Origin of the sequence: Pseudoalteromonas sp. GCY (assembly GCF_016695175.1) — a bacterium.
Lineage (GTDB): Bacteria > Pseudomonadota > Gammaproteobacteria > Enterobacterales > Alteromonadaceae > Pseudoalteromonas.
This window is the reverse complement of record NZ_CP068023.1, coordinates 3569096-3584380: the sequence shown is the minus strand read 5'-3', so window position 1 is coordinate 3584380 and position 15285 is coordinate 3569096. Positions and strand designations below refer to the sequence as shown.

The 15285-nt window shown below is 43.3% G+C and carries 14 protein-coding genes; 3 read left to right on the top strand and 11 right to left on the bottom strand.

Annotated features, from left to right (window positions below; all coding sequences use genetic code 11):
* From JJQ94_RS21485 to JJQ94_RS21460, 6 genes are all read right to left on the bottom strand, one after another.
* Positions 1-729: an SDR family NAD(P)-dependent oxidoreductase gene (locus JJQ94_RS21485; protein ID WP_099030436.1), complete on the bottom strand. Its 729-nt coding sequence runs from the start codon at positions 727-729 to the stop codon at positions 1-3.
* 2 nt (positions 730-731) lie between these two features.
* On the bottom strand, positions 732-1220 hold the full coding sequence (locus JJQ94_RS21480) for an FKBP-type peptidyl-prolyl cis-trans isomerase (RefSeq protein ID WP_099030395.1): 489 nt from the start codon (positions 1218-1220) through the stop codon (positions 732-734).
* 101 nt (positions 1221-1321) lie between these two features.
* Positions 1322-2737, bottom strand: coding sequence for a LysM peptidoglycan-binding domain-containing protein (locus JJQ94_RS21475; RefSeq protein WP_099030394.1), 1416 nt, complete (start codon positions 2735-2737; stop codon positions 1322-1324).
* Positions 2738-2845: 108 nt separating this feature from the next.
* Positions 2846-3826, bottom strand: coding sequence for a hypothetical protein (locus JJQ94_RS21470; RefSeq protein ID WP_099030393.1), 981 nt, complete (start codon positions 3824-3826; stop codon positions 2846-2848).
* On the bottom strand, positions 3826-4110 hold the full coding sequence (locus JJQ94_RS21465) for a cell division protein ZapA (protein WP_099030392.1): 285 nt from the start codon (positions 4108-4110) through the stop codon (positions 3826-3828). The genes JJQ94_RS21470 and JJQ94_RS21465 overlap by 1 nt, the downstream gene beginning before the upstream one ends.
* A complete protein-coding gene (locus JJQ94_RS21460; protein ID WP_010374211.1) occupies positions 4110-4337 on the bottom strand; it encodes a hypothetical protein in 228 nt (75 codons plus the stop codon). The genes JJQ94_RS21465 and JJQ94_RS21460 overlap by 1 nt, the downstream gene beginning before the upstream one ends.
* A gap of 233 nt (positions 4338-4570) precedes the next feature.
* Here JJQ94_RS21460 and JJQ94_RS21455 point away from each other — a divergent pair, with 233 nt between their 5' ends.
* Positions 4571-5413, top strand: a complete 843-nt coding sequence (locus tag JJQ94_RS21455) for a 23S rRNA (adenine(2030)-N(6))-methyltransferase RlmJ (protein WP_099030391.1) — start codon at positions 4571-4573, stop codon at positions 5411-5413.
* Between the two features lie 84 nt (positions 5414-5497).
* Here the strand turns inward: JJQ94_RS21455 and JJQ94_RS21450 are convergent, their stop codons facing one another.
* Entirely contained in the window at positions 5498-6067 is a 570-nt protein-coding gene (locus tag JJQ94_RS21450) for a PhnA domain-containing protein (protein WP_010374208.1), read from the bottom strand.
* 107 nt (positions 6068-6174) lie between these two features.
* A complete protein-coding gene (locus tag JJQ94_RS21445) occupies positions 6175-6912 on the bottom strand; it encodes a substrate-binding periplasmic protein (protein WP_099030390.1) in 738 nt (245 codons plus the stop codon).
* A 209-nt stretch (positions 6913-7121) separates the two neighbouring features.
* Between JJQ94_RS21445 and JJQ94_RS21440 the strand changes: the two genes are divergently transcribed.
* Positions 7122-8399 carry an EAL and HDOD domain-containing protein gene (locus JJQ94_RS21440; RefSeq protein ID WP_099030389.1) on the top strand — a complete coding sequence of 426 codons (1278 nt, stop codon included), beginning with the start codon at positions 7122-7124 and terminating at the stop codon, positions 8397-8399.
* A gap of 114 nt (positions 8400-8513) precedes the next feature.
* Here JJQ94_RS21440 and JJQ94_RS21435 read toward each other — a convergent pair whose 3' ends face one another.
* From JJQ94_RS21435 to JJQ94_RS21425, 3 genes are all read right to left on the bottom strand, one after another.
* Positions 8514-9998: a Ppx/GppA phosphatase family protein gene (locus JJQ94_RS21435; protein WP_099030388.1), complete on the bottom strand. Its 1485-nt coding sequence runs from the start codon at positions 9996-9998 to the stop codon at positions 8514-8516.
* Positions 9999-10015: 17 nt separating this feature from the next.
* Positions 10016-12112, bottom strand: coding sequence for a polyphosphate kinase 1 (gene ppk1, locus JJQ94_RS21430; protein ID WP_099030387.1), 2097 nt, complete (start codon positions 12110-12112; stop codon positions 10016-10018).
* Between the two features lie 119 nt (positions 12113-12231).
* Positions 12232-12738 carry a glycine cleavage system protein R gene (locus JJQ94_RS21425; RefSeq protein WP_099030386.1) on the bottom strand — a complete coding sequence of 169 codons (507 nt, stop codon included), beginning with the start codon at positions 12736-12738 and terminating at the stop codon, positions 12232-12234.
* A 305-nt stretch (positions 12739-13043) separates the two neighbouring features.
* Between JJQ94_RS21425 and JJQ94_RS21420 the strand changes: the two genes are divergently transcribed.
* Complete coding sequence (locus JJQ94_RS21420; RefSeq protein WP_099030385.1) at positions 13044-15278, top strand: ABC transporter permease subunit; 2235 nt, start codon at positions 13044-13046, stop codon at positions 15276-15278.
* Positions 15279-15285 lie beyond the last annotated feature (7 nt).

Here is a 15285-nt window from a genome sequence, read left to right as displayed (position 1 = left end):
TTACTGTGCAGTATAACCGCCATCAATGCTTTGTAGGCTACCTGTGATAAAACTCGCATCCTCACTTAGCAAGAAAGCGACCAGCGCTGCAACCTCTTGCGGTTGCCCTAATCTACCCAATGGCTGCAACTGGGCTTCTTCTGCAACGATTTCAGCTTTATCAGCGCCGCTACGCGCGCAGTAACTATCAATGGCATGATGGAATAACGGAGTTTCAATTGTACCTGGGCACACTGCATTCGCGCGAATGTTAAATTTGGCGTAATCCAATGCTGTGGTTTTCGCCATCGAAGCAAGCGCACATTTAGACAGGTTATAAGCGAAGGAGTTAGGTTTACCAATAACCGCCTGATCCGAAGACATCAATACGATGCTACCGCTACCTTGTGACTTCATGTTTGGTAATACGGCTTGAATGGCAGCGTAAGCGCCTTTCACATTCAATGCAAAAAGGGCGTCAAATGTGGCTTCGTCGGTATCTTCGATTGTTGCACTCAGATGTTTCCCCGCGTTTGAAACGAGCGCATCTATTTTCCCTGTTTCTGCGGCTATATCTGCAATTGTTGCTTTTACATCGGCGACTTTACTGACGTCACAATGGCGAAAAATCCCTTGTTCACTGGGCTGAATATCGAGGTTATAAACGGTGTATTGTTGCGATAGCAGCTTGTTGACAATGGCGGCGCCAATGCCAAAGCTGCCACCGGTAACGATGGCAACTTGGTTCATCATTAGTGTCCGCAGCCGCCAGCAGCGTGTACGTGACCATGTGAAATTTCTTCTGCAGTTGCTTCGCGTACAGAAAGGATCTCAACATCAAATGTCAGTGTTTTTCCTGCAAATGGGTGGTTTAAATCGCAATCCGCATTGAAGCGTCCTACTTTTACTACCTTAACCTGATGACGACCTTGGTTTGAATCGACAATAGCAGTCATGCCTGGCTTCCAAACTTTGCTGTCACCAAGACCTTGAAGGTGCTTAATAGGAATGCGCTGTACTAGACCTTCTTGATATTCGCCATAAGCTTGCTCTGGCGTTAAGGTTACCGTAAAGCTATCACCACCGGTTTTACCTTCAAGTTCACTTTCAAGACCAGGTAGCATGCCTTCAGTACCGTGCAGGTAGTTTAGTGGCTCGCCTTCTTTGCTTGATTCGATTTGGGTGTCACCTTCGTGAAGTGTGTAGTGAAACTCTACCACTGTGTTCTTTGCAATTTGCATAAGTAAACCTTAAATAAATAGTATTCGGTGACGCCATTTAGCATCCACCTGTAAAGCGTGTAGTTTACGTGAGTGCGCTTCTTAGACGCAAGTATATCCCTTTAATTTGGGCTCTCACCTTGCTTTGGCTTGCCATGGCGCAGTATTGATTGGAGCGCTTCAATGCTAGAGATTGAGGAGCTAGCTGGTTGAGTCTTATTGCTTTTTGGCGCAGCAGGAGCTGGTAAAAACACCATTAACACTTTGCCAGGTTTTAATAGACTCTGTGCCGTGAGTGAATTCCAATTTAATAAATCTTTTACCGCGACCTTGTAGTGACGGCTGATAGTCCACAATGACTCGCCTTGTTTTATGGTGTGGTGATGTTCCACTTGAGGTGTGGGCTTGGCTTTTATTTCTTGAATATAAGGGCTTACGTCATAGTCGACGAGTAAGTCTAACTGCTCATTACTCTCTGAAACTAATAGCTTTTCGCCAACTCGGATCAAATCAGAGCGCTTATTGTTTAGCGCTTTTAGTGCACCAACACTCATCCCCGCATATAATGCGATGCGGTAGAGTGTGTCGTTAGCTTTGACAGTGTAGCCTTGGCTGAAGTTTTCCCTGAAAAATGCACTTTTCAATAATGCTTGCTCGGATAATGGTAATAACACTTTGTGCGGACCGTTTGGAGAGCTTCTATGTTTTAAGATCCCTTGATTGAGTGCGTAAAGTTGACGCTTTTTGATACCACTGAGTTTAGCCAGTTGGTTGACGTCAAATTGCTGTCCAATATCAAGTATCGACGTAGTGGCCTTGTTGGGCAAACTTGGTATCTTAAAACCCTTGGGTGAGGTTTTTAGCAAGTGGCTGAGCGCTAAGAGTTTGGGCACGTAGTCTGCGGTTTCTTTTGGTAATGTTAAATGCCAAAAGTGGGTCGACTTTCCTGCTTTTTTATTTTTTGTGATGGCCTTTTTGACGCGCCCCTCACCACTATTGTAGGCCGCAAGCGCGTGTAGCCAGTCGCCATCAAAGCGTTCATGCAAATACAGCAAATAATCAAGCGCTGCGTCAGTCGATGCTAACACATCCTGTCGACCGTCATACCATTCGTCTTTCTTGATGCCGAAATGGTAGGCAGTGGCATCCACTAGCTGCCAAACCCCAACAGCATTTTGTTGCGATTTGGCTTTTGGTCTAAAGTCACTTTCAACAAAAGGGAGTAATGCTATTTCAATAGGAAGACCTTTGCGCTCTACCTTTTTTACTACGTGATAAAAGTAGGGGGCGGCGCGCCTATTTACCACATTGAGATAATTAGGCTGTGATAAATACCATTTTATGCGCTTATCAAGCCGTGGGTGAGATGCAGTATTAAAACTGAGCTTTTGGCGTATGTGTTGCCATAAATCATCGTCTCTGAGGGGGGCTTTAACGGTAGTTATTTTGGGTGGTTCTACCTCAACTATAGCAGGAGACGTGACTGGCTTTTCTATGGGCACTTGAGTGAGAGCCGACAAAATGGCTTGCCTGCTCACCTGTGGACTGCTACTGCTTTTACACCCACAGAGCATGGTTAATAATATTAACCCGCTCAGCTGTATTAATACTCTGTTCATCCTTTAACTATACCGAGAGGTTAAGTTTTATTCAAAATTTCTTTGCTGCTGAAAGTGCTGCCACTGCAATAACGCGCGTTGCTGCATGTGTTTATCTGGATATAAAATACTTATTTTCTCAACCACTTGCTGAGTATCTTGTAACTCTAATAAAGCCAAAAATTGTGCTGGAGTGGTCAGCATTTCAGGACGGTAGGGTTTTCCTGTTGCCGGCAATATCCAATCGAGTGCATAGCGATTAAAGTGGGTAATAGTTTGTTGCCACTGTGTAGTATGCGGTAAATGCGCAAGTGGGATCTGATCCACGCTATAACCTGCTATCAAGCCCCGATATTTTGGCAGATAAACACTGATGTCATGACCGCTAAAGCCCGTGACTTGAGCAAGCTCAACCACCAAACCTCCTAGCTCCATGGTTTTAGGCGCGTTCCTGATGGCTTTACTTGATGGCGCTTGTGTGGCGAGCTTGGACCACGTTGCAATCCTACTTTTTGCAAGCGCAAGTTTGGCTTGCCACTTTGGCCGTTCACTTGGTTCAAGAGACGCGATACGATTTTCACTGAGCATGACGCTTTGGTTAAAAAGCTCAAGCTGTGAGTGAAAGGCAGTCGTCAATGCGTTGGCTGATGTTGCCGTTGGACTTAGCCATTGTAAATTTGGATAAGCATGCTTGAGCAGTACTATGCTGGTGTCTTGTTTGATATCGGCATGCAAAGAGATTACGTAACAAAGTGGAACGGTGAGGCGTTTTTCTAATTCGTGGATCAAGGCCTCTGTGGTGACAAGATCGCCATGTATGGATGCCAACAGTGCACACTGTTTGCCGATAACTAAAGCTTGATTGGGCTGTAAAGCGCTATCTTTTCCTTGGATAAAATAAACCGCGTCATTGACTTTATGGAACTGATTAGCATTGGCGGCGGTACTTTTAAGACTCGCCGCCAATAGAATGATAGCCCAAATTAGAGAGATGCTACGTAAGATTGGTTTGCTCCAGTATGTCGGCATTATTCGCCTGCTGGCAGCACTAACTTGTCGATGAGCGTGGAAACGAACTCTGCGTCTTGCTGTTGCTTTACTTCCAATGCTTGTAAATCATGACAAAGGTGTAGGGCTGCGAGTAATAACGCATTGTGATCATTGCGAACGGTTGAGCGTTTACGCATTTCTTCTACACGTCGGTCTAAAAGCGCTACGGCGTTATGCAGCGCTTCTTCTTGATCTGGCGCACATGCAAATTGATGTGACTTGCCAAGTAACGTCACTGTTACTTGGTTATTCTGCTCAGACATTAGCTAGCCTGTTGAGTTTGCAACTTATCAAGTAGGCCAGATAAAGATGAACTAAACTCTTTTTGCTTTTCTTCGCTTTCTAGCATTTCAAGCTGTAGGGTTTCATTTTCATCGATGAGTTTTTGATTTTGTTCTTTTAGTGCCGAAACTTCCGATTTTAACTGGTTATTTTGGCTCAAAAGTTGGTCAATCAACTGGTCGAGTTTTTGGAGATCTTGGTTATTCATAAATGCGCTCATATGACTGTGATTTGTCATGCAAATGTAAAACAAAGTGGCTAAGGATGCTAGTGTTTACGCGACTTTCTGCTGATTTTTCTCAACTTTTAAGAGATAATGCCGATATTAGAATATTTTGTTCAGAAGTGATTCAGTCTAAAGTTAAAAATTGATGAATCATTGCTCAAATTTAGCTCAGGTTTATTTCACCTGTGTTGTTATTATTTTATCAAGGCGGGGTTATGCTCAGTTACCGACATTCTTTTCATGCAGGAAACCCTGCCGATGTGATCAAACATTTAGTATTGGCAGAAACTTTGTCGTACATGGCTAAAAAAGATAAGCCGTACGATTACGTGGATACGCATTCTGGCGCTGGTTTTTTTGAGCTGGCGAGCCGTGATGCACAAAAAACTCAGGAGTATCTGCAAGGCATCGCTAAGCTTTGGAATTATTCAGGATCCGTGTCGGCAATTAGCGATTATGTTGCACTAATCAAGTCTTTTAACGAAGGCGATAAACTAAGCCATTATCCCGGCTCTCCTAAGGTGGCAGAGCACTTCTTACGTCGTCAGGATAACGGCTGGTTTTTTGAGCTACATCCAAAAGATCTAGAGCTGTTAAAGCAAAATACGGCACATAAAAAGTCACTACGCGTTACTGGGAGTGATGGCTTTAAAGGGCTATTAGGATTGGTGCCACCAGCTTCGCGTAGAGCCTGCGTGCTGATGGATCCCCCTTATGAGATCAAATCCGATTATGATGTTGCGGTCAAAAGCATCATAAAAGCGCACAAGAAGTTTGATTCTGGCGTGTATATGATCTGGTATCCCGTTGTTGACCGTGAACGCATTGATGCAATGGAGTCGAGCCTGATTGAATCTGGAGTGCGTAATATTCAAGTGTTTGAACTTGCCACCCACGCAGATACCCAAGAACGAGGCATGACGGCTTCTGGAATGATAGTGATCAATCCGCCTTGGACCTTAAAGAAAACCATGGATAAAGTGTTGCCCGAGCTGGTTTCGTTATTGGCAGAGGATGATGGTGCGTTTTATCGCAGCATTCAATTAGTAGAAGAATAGTAAAAATAAACTGCTAAGCTATCCAGTCGATAAGGTATTGAAGATACTTAGCAGTTTATCTTGGGGCGTGTTAGCTTGCGCTAGTTACTTCTTAACAAACTTCGTTAAAATAACGATGTTTTGACCTTCTACACGGCCTTCAATATGCTCTGGGTTTGAAGGCGAGAGGCGAATGTTACGTACTGCAGTGCCGCGTTTTGCAACTAGGCTACTACCTTTAACATCCAAGTCTTTAATCAAGGTCACAGTGTCACCAGCGCTCAGCTTCACTCCGTTACTGTCTAAGTGGACAAGGTCGTCATCCTCTGCAAGTGCTTGATCAGCCCATGCTCGAGTCTCATCTTCCAGATACAGCATGTCTAATGCATCTTGAGCCCAGCCATTATCCGGCGCAAGGCGCTTAAGCATACGGTAGGCAACAACCTGAACGGCAGGAACTTGGCTCCACATACTATCGTTTAAACAGTGCCAATGATTGGCTTCTAAATCCTGTTGACCTTCAACCTGTGGTTTGCACTGGCTACAAAGATAAACACATTTGTCAGAATGCGCCTCGGCGACTGGTGGTACTTCGTATACTTCGAGACCATCCGTTGAGGTACATAGCTCACATTGATTGTTACTGCGCTCAGCAAGCGCGGCAGCGATAGTCATAATGATTTCCCAAGCTGTAAAAGCGCCATTATACCAAATGCGTCAGTTGATGCTCAATTTATGGGAAGAATTTATGCGTATAACTTGATCTATGTCCAGAGCAGAGGTTATCTGCCACCTTTTGCGTGTATAGGTAGTTGTGAAATATACTGCTGTTCTATTTTTTCGATTTCGCCAGAGAGTTTAAGTTGTGCGATAGCTTGATTTATCCGCTTAAGTAATCCTTGATGTTTAGCTAACAGGCGTAGCTGCAACATCCCTTCTGAATGTAGTTGGTTGAAGCTAAAAGCAATACCAAGTTGTTCTGACCAATATAATGCGGGTAAATCACCAATAATAATATGTTCAATTCGGCGTAAGTTTAGGGCCTGCAGTAGTTCTTTTTCGGATGCGAAATCAACCCGCTCGAATATTTGGTCGTCATAGTAGTAGTAGCCTCTCACTGTACCAACTTCGATGCCTGCTAGGGTTAATACTGGTGGTTGAGACTGACGAGTAACAACGTACTCTTTAATAGGTAGAATGGGGTCTGAATAGATAAATCTATCGTCTTGCTTTTGCTGTTCGTTCAGCCAATCTGGACTAATGATATCAAAATCAATTTGCTGCTTCTCTAAATAAAAGTTGGTGCGCTTTGCTGGGAGAAGCAGATTTTCGCCTCTGATCTTTGCCTTAACCAAAATGGCTTCTACCATTTCGGGCAGAATCCCAGGCGCATCTTCGCTGTGAGTAAAATAAGGGTAAAAGCTTCCAGAGCCACTTAAACTGTACTTTAAGTAGGGGACTTGTTCTACCTCAGTCAAAGCGGCAAAGGCGAATAACCAGACGATCAAAACTTGCTTCATGCACTCATCTTAGCTTAACTTTTCTTAGACAGGCAAGCCGCTGGCGTTCTGTGAATTAAAAGCCTACTCTTTATAAGGACTTAATTTAATAAGTTGGTAACTTTTGGTTATAAGTGTTGTAAAATAGCGAAACTTTTTTATTGCTCGGGGCGTTACCATATAATACGCTCAGAGATACGTGGTTTCCTTTTACCTAATAAAGGATACGAATGTTAATGAGTGGTCCGGTGACTGAAGTACGTAAATCAGCAGTGCAGTATATTGCACGACAGGCCATTTTACGGCCAGATCAAGAAGTCTTTGCCTATGAGTTGCTTTACAGAGACTCAGAAAACAATGCTTTCCCAGTTGGGGTGAGTGATGGGCAAGCGACTGGGCGAATGTTTTTTAACTCTTTAATGTTTATCGGTGTAGACCGTTTGGCTGCGGGACAGCTTGCTTTTATAAACCTATCCGACGAATCGTTGCTGCAAGAATTACCTAGCTTGTTAGCGCCACAGAAGATTGTGGTGGAAATCGTTGAGCGTTCTAAAAATATTCCTTCTCTTGTGAACACGGTGACTAAGTTAACAGAGAGAGGCTATCGATTTGCGCTAGATGACTACGACGGTACGTTAAAATGGGATCCGTTACTACCACTCATGGAATACGTCAAAATTGAGGTTGAACAGCCAATTATAAAAACCAATATGACGGTAAAAAAGCTCAAGCGTCAGTATCCTGATATTAAGGTAATTGTTGAGCGTATCGAAACAAAAGAAGAGTTCGAGATCATCAAATCATCCGGAGCAGACTTTTTCCAAGGTTTCTTTTTCGCCAAGCCTGAAATGCTCAACCATGGCAACGTGGAACCGTCGAAAATGGTGGTGTTTCAGCTGCTACAAGCAACAGCAAGAAAGTCTTTATGCTTCAAAGAAATACAAAATAGAGTAAGTAAAGATCTGAGTTTAACCGCACGATTGCTAAAACTTGCGAACGCGAAAGCCGGTGAAGACAGGTTAGAAATTAAGTCTATCTCTCAGGCCGTAGTGTATTTAGGTGAAGACGCAATTAGGCAGTTTGTTAAAGTACTCGCGTTGAGCGAATTGGGTTCAGATAAACCCAGTGAGCTGACAAGAATGGGGTTAACTCGTGCCAAGTTTGTGGAAACATTTCTGATGCCAGGAGGTGAAGAAATGGCAGAAACCGGCTATTTGCTTGGTCTCATGTCCATCCTAGACGTGATCCTTGATGTTGATCTTTCTGTGATTGCGGCGGAATTTTCTCTCGATGATTCACTTTCCAGTGCGCTACTGAGTTACCAAGGGTTGCTTGGAGGGGCGCTACGTTTAGCATTTGAAATTGAGCGCAATGATTGGCGCGAAGCAGAGCTTATTTTACAAGCCATTCGACCTGCGACACCAACCAATTATCTCTATGATATGGCGCTTTCTAGTCGAGCCTACGCAGATGAAATCCTTTCTATTGTGGCAAGTGATGAACAGTAGTTCTTACCTGACAATGTGAAAAGATAAGTAACCAGAGCCGCGGATAATTAGCGACTTTTTAGCAGTCGGCTTGCTCTTTCAAATTGAGCAAGTTTTAAGATAAATTGGTATTGCTTATCCAAAGCTCAGGTTAAACTGAATACCTATTGTTTTTAAATAGTTTTGTTCTTGCTCTAAATCTGCTTGAAACAGCGAGTGTGATTCGAGCCACTCAGTTGCAATGTGAAGTATCAAAGCGTTATCAACGGCTGTAATACTTAATTCGGGAAGTTGGTCTTGTTGGCGTTTTTGGTTCACTAAAACGCTGAGACGAAACACAGCCAAAACACGGTTAAAGTGGGTTAGCTCTTCATCGATTAACTCTGTTAACTCTGGCATTTTTATCTTTTTTCGATAAAAGCGTACAAGTGCACTTAGCCTTAATTGCTGGGCTTGAGTAAAGCCTGGAAGTTGGCTGTGCCTGACAATATAAGCACCGTGTTTATGCATGCCGGAAGAGTTAATGGCGAGCCCAACTTCGTGGAGTTTTGCTGCCCAACATAACATTTCGACATCATAAGAGGATAGTTGCCATTGCTCTTTTAGTTGAGTGGTAAAAAGTTTGATGGTTTCACAAATATTGTCGGCGTGTTGCTTATCAATATTATAGTGATCGCTGAACGTGTTAATTGTGCGGGTACGAATATCAAACTCGTCGGTTTGATGCATTTCAAACAATAAGCCTTCTCGCAATGCATATTCACTAAGGCGCATGCGCTCTAGTCCTAACTGTCGAAACAGTGCTATCAATACAGCAAGGCCGCCTGCAATACTGGTTTTTCGCTCCTCAGGTAGTGCTTTTAAGGAGACGTTGTCTATGTGCCCAGCATCAATAAATAACTGCTTAATTTGCTCCAAAATAGGCAGGGTAATTTCATCGGCTTGAGTAAGTTCGTGAACCATAGCCGCAATCGCCTTAATAGTACCAGAAGTACCGATAACGGTATTCCAGCCGAGCCTTAAGTAGCTCGCGGTAATGCTCTCAATTTGTTGCTCTGCTTTTATTTCTGCTTTTTTGAATCGCTTTACAGATAGCTTACCATCAGCAAAGTAGGCTTTTTGCATGGTCACGCAGCCTACATTACGACTACTTAACAGCTTGTGTGTAAGGTGCTGACCAATAACCAACTCTGTGCTGCCTCCACCGATGTCGATAACCAAACGGTTATGACTGTCATGTTCATGGTTAGCGACCCCTTGGTAAATAAGACGAGCTTCTTCTTGACCTGAAATCACATTGATTGGGTATGGAAAAACTTGTTTTGCCTTAGCGAGAAAATAATTAAGGTTTTTGCAATTTCGCAGTGTATAGGTTGCCACTACTTGCACGGACTCTTTCGGAAAATCATGTAGTGTCGTCGCAAATTGCGAGAGGGTATCTAATGCTCGGGCGATCGCGTCGTCACTTAAATTGAAATCATCATCAAGGCCCGCGGCCAAGTAAACACGTTGTTTTTCTTTATGGAGGAGTTGAAGGCGACCATCTACTTCTCTTGCTACAACAAGGTGAAAACTATTTGAACCTAAGTCCACTGCGGCAATAGAAGGGTAGTCGCGCATATATTCTTCCTCAACGGTTATTCTTTCGCTTCATTTAATTGGTGTAACTCCCATTTTTTTAAATGGTCATAAATCGCGATCTGAGAGCGAATTTTTTTACGGTTACCTCGGCGAACGTACAGATTCTTCTGTTCGGCGTCAATAACTCTGGCTTTGGTGCGATCTTTAAATTGCAATTCAATGATATCGATAATTAGTTTCTTCAAATGCTCGGCATAAATAGGCGTGCCTACTTCGACACGGTGGTCGAGGTTACGGGTCATCCAGTCCGCTGAGGAGATGTAGATCTTGGGGTCGCCGTTGTTGTCGAAAATCATCACTCGTGGGTGCTCTAAGAAGCGATCTACGATACTTATGATTTTTATATTATCGCTAAACTGTGCAATGCCTGGCACAAGTGCACACATACCACGCACTATGAGGCGGATCTTGACGCCTTTACGCGATGCTTCGTAAAGTTTATCAACGAGCTGCTTATCAACTAAGTTATTGATCTTAATTGTTACTTTTCCTGTTCGGCCTTGCTCGGCATGGGTTATCTCTTCATCGATCAACTCTAAAATTCGACTACGTGCATTGATGGGCGAAATCATCAGATGTTCGAATTTAAACGGTAGATAACTACTCTCAATAAAGCGAAACACGCTATCGCATTCTTCTGTGATATCAGGATGTTTGGTAAACAAACTGAAATCAGTATAAATTCGGGCGGTTTTTTCGTGGAAGTTACCTGTGCCTATGTGTGCATATTTGACGATTTTGCCTTTTTCTCTGCGGTGAACCACACAAAGCTTACTATGGACCTTAAGCGCTGGTATGCCAATCATGACCTTAATACCGTATTCGCTCATGAGTTTTGCCCACTCAATATTGTTTTGTTCATCAAAGCGGGCTTTTAATTCAACCATCACGGTGACTTTTTTGCCGTTTTTTGCCGCATTGATCAATGAGGCTACCAAACGAGATTGCTTGGCAACTCGATAAATGTTGACCTTTATTTGTGTCACTCTGGGATCAAACGCAGCTTGGCGGATATATTCCAGCATGTGATTAAAGGTATGGTAGGGGTAATACAGTAAAATATCTTGAACTGAAATCGCGCGGAAGACGCTACTATATTTTGAAAAGGCTGCACTTTTAAGCGGCGGCAGTGGTTTATTTTCTAGGTAGCCGCGACCAACATTTGGAAAAGAAATAAAATCTCGGAAATTGCGATATCTACCGCCAGGGATCATGGCATCTTGACCTGTCACTCCTAAGCGTTTTTTCATCAGCTTGATCATTTCTTCCGGCATTGATTCTTCGTAGACTAAACGCACAGGCTCGGCATACAAGCGTTGTTTTAGGCCTTTAGACATCGTATCTAACACGCCTTCTTCAAGCTCATCATCTAAGTTGTACTCGGCGTCACGAGTGAGCTTCATCGAATAGGCTTCAATGCGCTCAAATTTGAAGAAACTCTTAAAGACATCGGCAATAAAGAATCGAATAACGTCATCGAGTAACACAATCGTTTTATGCCTTCGGGTTTTTTCTGGTGGCAGCTGGACAAAACGGTTCAGACGGTCCGTGGGAACTTCTAAAAAGGCATGATGCTGCTTCTCGCCATTTAATTCCACAAACAGGTGGGTCATGGTGTCATTGATGTTGTCCGAGTAGTCCTTACTTTCGTTAATCATCATTGGCAATAGATGAGGCAGTACTTGGTCTTTAAAATAGTTTGCAAGCCAATTTTTGTGGAAATCCGACAGCGCATCTGGTTGCTTAATATGGATATTATGCTCATTTAAATCAATGAGGATCTGATCATAAATAACACTAAACTTTTTACCTAGTTCCAATACTTTCTTTTGAATGTCAGCGAGTAGTGCTTCATCTTCGTCGAAATTGGTATCAGGTAGATTATTTAATAAGATACGGCGCTTTACATCCGCAACACGGACTTGGAAAAACTCGTCTAAATTATTGGAAAATATACCAAGAAACCGGATCCGCTCGATGATCGGGTTGGTTGGGTCCTTGGCTTCTTGTAAAACGCGTTCGTTAAATGAGAGCCAGCTTAATTCTTTGGCAAAGTACGTGATAGTTTTATGCTCTAGAGATACGGCCTGCATGGTGCTTTCCATAGGTACAGCTTATTTTTACAGCTTAAGCAGGGTGTGTGACATAATTATGACAAACACAACGCGCCTGTCGTGTTTGCCATGCAACCATCATGAGTATAGTGTAGGTTTTAGCTTTCTTCTATGTCCACGATCAAATCACTGGTGATTGACTCGAGTGCTTCAATTACGTTTTCCTTGACTGTGCCAGCAGGTAAAGTCACGGTTGCGAAAGCGCTGAAAATAGGCAGTCCCCAGTTTGGTGCACTACGTTGTTTTGAGGTTAAGTGCGTGATGTTTGCACCTTTGTGGCGAATAACCGTAGCAAGTTCTTGCACAATTCCCGGTCTATCGTTGCCTGTGATGATTAAATTTAATGTATCTGGCTCTTCCTGCGCTTGCAAGTTTTCGCCTGATTCAACACTCACGTCTAAACCTGGCAATTTATGCAATGCATCTTGTATTTCTTGCAAATGTTCTTCAGCAACCTCAACCTGCACTATGCCTGCGAATTGTCCAGCAAGGTGGCTTAAATTGCTGGTTAACCAATTGCCATGGTGGGAAAGAATAGTGGAAGAGATTTCCTCAACGAGACCCGGTCGGTCCTTACCTATAAGTGTTAATATTAACTGCTTCATATCATGTCTCTTTTTTTGTGGCGCCCGTAGGCGAAAAAACGAATTCGGCGCATGATTTAGACTAGTCTAAAAACTTACTTTGTCCAGTGCCCATAAACACTTAATGTAAAGAAATGCAACGAAATTTCTGTATTTGCTCTAGGCTAACAATCAGAGCGTTTTTTGAGCCGATTAGTTCCATTATTTTTATAATGAATTTGATGGTAAATGCCAATTGAAGAAAGTTCAATTGTGTCTCAGGTGTAACACAACTGTCATCTTGATGAAATATAATGCCCCCAATTTTTAAACCAAAGGGTATATTGATGACTTCAAATCCGCATAAGCCATCCTTTAAAACGGATAGAAGCCGTCTCTTTAAAGACAGGTTTGCACAATTTGGCATTACTTCTGGTGGAGTAATGGTATTAGTCGCACTTTTACTTATCTTCTTCTACTTATTATATGTCGTTCAACCAATCTTTGAATCAGCAAAGGTTGAGAAGCGTATGGATATTCAGCTTACACAAGACAAAGCATATTTAGGTGTAGGGGTAGAAGAACAAACTGAAATTGCGTACTTACTCGGTAGCCAAGGGTCGGTAGATTATTACCAGATCAAAGGTGAAAGCGCCGTTAAATTACTAGATACATTGGATGTTGAACTTGACGGTAATGTTACAGCATTTGCAGAAAGTGCGCCTTTCCTAGGGCAATATGCATTTGGTCTGGATAATGGCCAGGTACAACTAGTGAAGCCGATGTTCACGGTAAGCTTTCCTGGTAATCAACGTGTTTTAACTCCTCGCTTAAGTTATCCACTTAATGCGAAGCAACTGATTGTTGATGAACAAGGGCAAGCAATTCGTAAATTCGCCTTTAGTCACTTCGAAGACAAAACCGCTGTTGTTGCACAGACTGCGGATAAACGTGTGATTTTTGCCTCTTTTGTTGCTGAAGAAAACATGTTTACTGGAGAAGTTGAGTGGGCGGTTGAGCGTACCGAGCTAGATATTGATGGTCGCGTTGATGAGTTACTTATTTCTCCAGATACGTCGCGTACATTTGTTCGCTCAGCAAACCAAGTTTACGTCTTTGACTCTCGCTATGCTTCTGAGGTTGAGTTATTCCAATTGCTTGCTGCAAACGAAGAAAATGCCAACTTAGTCGATATGAACCTGCTAGCGGGCGCCAACTCGTTAATGCTTGCTAACGACAACGGTGAGGTTTCGCAATGGTTTGAAGTCAATACAGATGATGGACGCCAGTTTGCTAAAATACGTTCTTTTGAGACACCAAAGAGTAAACAGGTCAAACTATTCAGCGAATACTATCGTCGTACTTTCTTCACGACCAACGAAAATGGTCAGTTAGGTCTATATTATACCACCAGTGAAGCGCACTTATGGCAAGGTAAAATCACAGATAAAGCAGTACAGAAGTTTGCGGTAGCGCCGCGTGCAAATGCGGCTTTGTTACTAGCCGATGATACGTTGACGGTGGTAGAGCTACACAATGAACACCCTGAAGTAACTTGGTCAGCTCTATGGCAAGAAGTGTGGTATGAAGGGTATCCTGAACCTGCTTATACTTGGCAGTCAACCTCTGCGAGTGATGACTTTGAATCGAAATTCTCATTAGTACCTATTTCGTTCGGTACTATTAAAGCGGCGCTTTACGCCATGTTGTTTGCTGTTCCTATCGCACTGGCGTCAGCAATTTACACCGCCTATTTTATGTCGAGTGAGTTGCGCCGCGTGGTGAAACCAACGGTCGAGATAATGGAAGCACTACCAACGGTTATCTTGGGCTTCTTGGCAGGTCTTTGGCTTGCTCCTTTAATTGAAACTCATCTACCCGCCGTGGTTGCTTTATTGGTGCTATTGCCAATCGCGATGATAGCAACGGCATTTGGCTGGACTAAGTTACCTGCAAAAGTAAGACACGTTGTGCCTGAAGGTTGGCATTCAATCTTGCTGATCCCTGTTGTGCTCATCGTAGGCTGGATTTCATTTGCCATGAGCAGTGGTATTGAGTCTTGGTTGTTTGGCGGTAATGTGCGCCAGTATCTAACCAATGAATTAGGTCTAACATTCGACCAGCGTAACTCGCTGGTAGTGGGTATCGCGATGGGCTTTGCGGTTATTCCTACAATCTTCTCTATTGCAGAAGACGCGGTATTTAGCGTACCTAAACATCTTTCAAATGGTTCATTGGCACTCGGTGCTACGCAGTGGCAGACTTTGGTTCGTGTTGTATTACTGACTGCAAGCCCTGGTATCTTCTCTGCGGTGATGATGGGTCTTGGCCGCGCCGTAGGGGAAACCATGATTGTATTAATGGCAACCGGTAACACGCCAATCATGGACTGGAGTATCTTCCAGGGTATGCGTACGCTTGCTGCAAACATTGCGGTGGAAATGCCGGAGTCTGAAGTTGGCAGCTCTCACTATCGCATCCTGTTCCTAGCTGCCTTTGTATTGTTTATTTTTACTTTCGTATTTAACACCGTTGCTGAGTTTGTTCGTCAGCAGCTGCGTGAAAAGTACAGCTCAATGTAATTGGAGT

Excerpts from the sequence above, each read along its gene's own strand:
- JJQ94_RS21485 (WP_099030436.1), bottom strand. The coding sequence starts at position 729 with ATGAACCAAGTTGCCATCGTTACCGGTGGCAGCTTTGGCATTGGCGCC.
- JJQ94_RS21480 (WP_099030395.1), bottom strand. The coding sequence starts at position 1,220 with ATGCAAATTGCAAAGAACACAGTGGTAGAGTTTCACTACACACTTCAC.
- JJQ94_RS21470 (WP_099030393.1), bottom strand. The coding sequence starts at position 3,826 with ATGCCGACATACTGGAGCAAACCAATCTTACGTAGCATCTCTCTAATT.
- JJQ94_RS21465 (WP_099030392.1), bottom strand. The coding sequence starts at position 4,110 with ATGTCTGAGCAGAATAACCAAGTAACAGTGACGTTACTTGGCAAGTCA.
- JJQ94_RS21460 (WP_010374211.1), bottom strand. The coding sequence starts at position 4,337 with ATGAATAACCAAGATCTCCAAAAACTCGACCAGTTGATTGACCAACTT.
- JJQ94_RS21455 (WP_099030391.1), top strand. The coding sequence starts at position 4,571 with ATGCTCAGTTACCGACATTCTTTTCATGCAGGAAACCCTGCCGATGTG.
- JJQ94_RS21450 (WP_010374208.1), bottom strand. The coding sequence starts at position 6,067 with ATGACTATCGCTGCCGCGCTTGCTGAGCGCAGTAACAATCAATGTGAG.
- JJQ94_RS21445 (WP_099030390.1), bottom strand. The coding sequence starts at position 6,912 with ATGAAGCAAGTTTTGATCGTCTGGTTATTCGCCTTTGCCGCTTTGACT.
- JJQ94_RS21440 (WP_099030389.1), top strand. The coding sequence starts at position 7,122 with ATGTTAATGAGTGGTCCGGTGACTGAAGTACGTAAATCAGCAGTGCAG.
- JJQ94_RS21435 (WP_099030388.1), bottom strand. The coding sequence starts at position 9,998 with ATGCGCGACTACCCTTCTATTGCCGCAGTGGACTTAGGTTCAAATAGT.
- ppk1 (WP_099030387.1), bottom strand. The coding sequence starts at position 12,112 with ATGCAGGCCGTATCTCTAGAGCATAAAACTATCACGTACTTTGCCAAA.
- JJQ94_RS21425 (WP_099030386.1), bottom strand. The coding sequence starts at position 12,738 with ATGAAGCAGTTAATATTAACACTTATAGGTAAGGACCGACCGGGTCTC.
- JJQ94_RS21420 (WP_099030385.1), top strand. The coding sequence starts at position 13,044 with ATGACTTCAAATCCGCATAAGCCATCCTTTAAAACGGATAGAAGCCGT.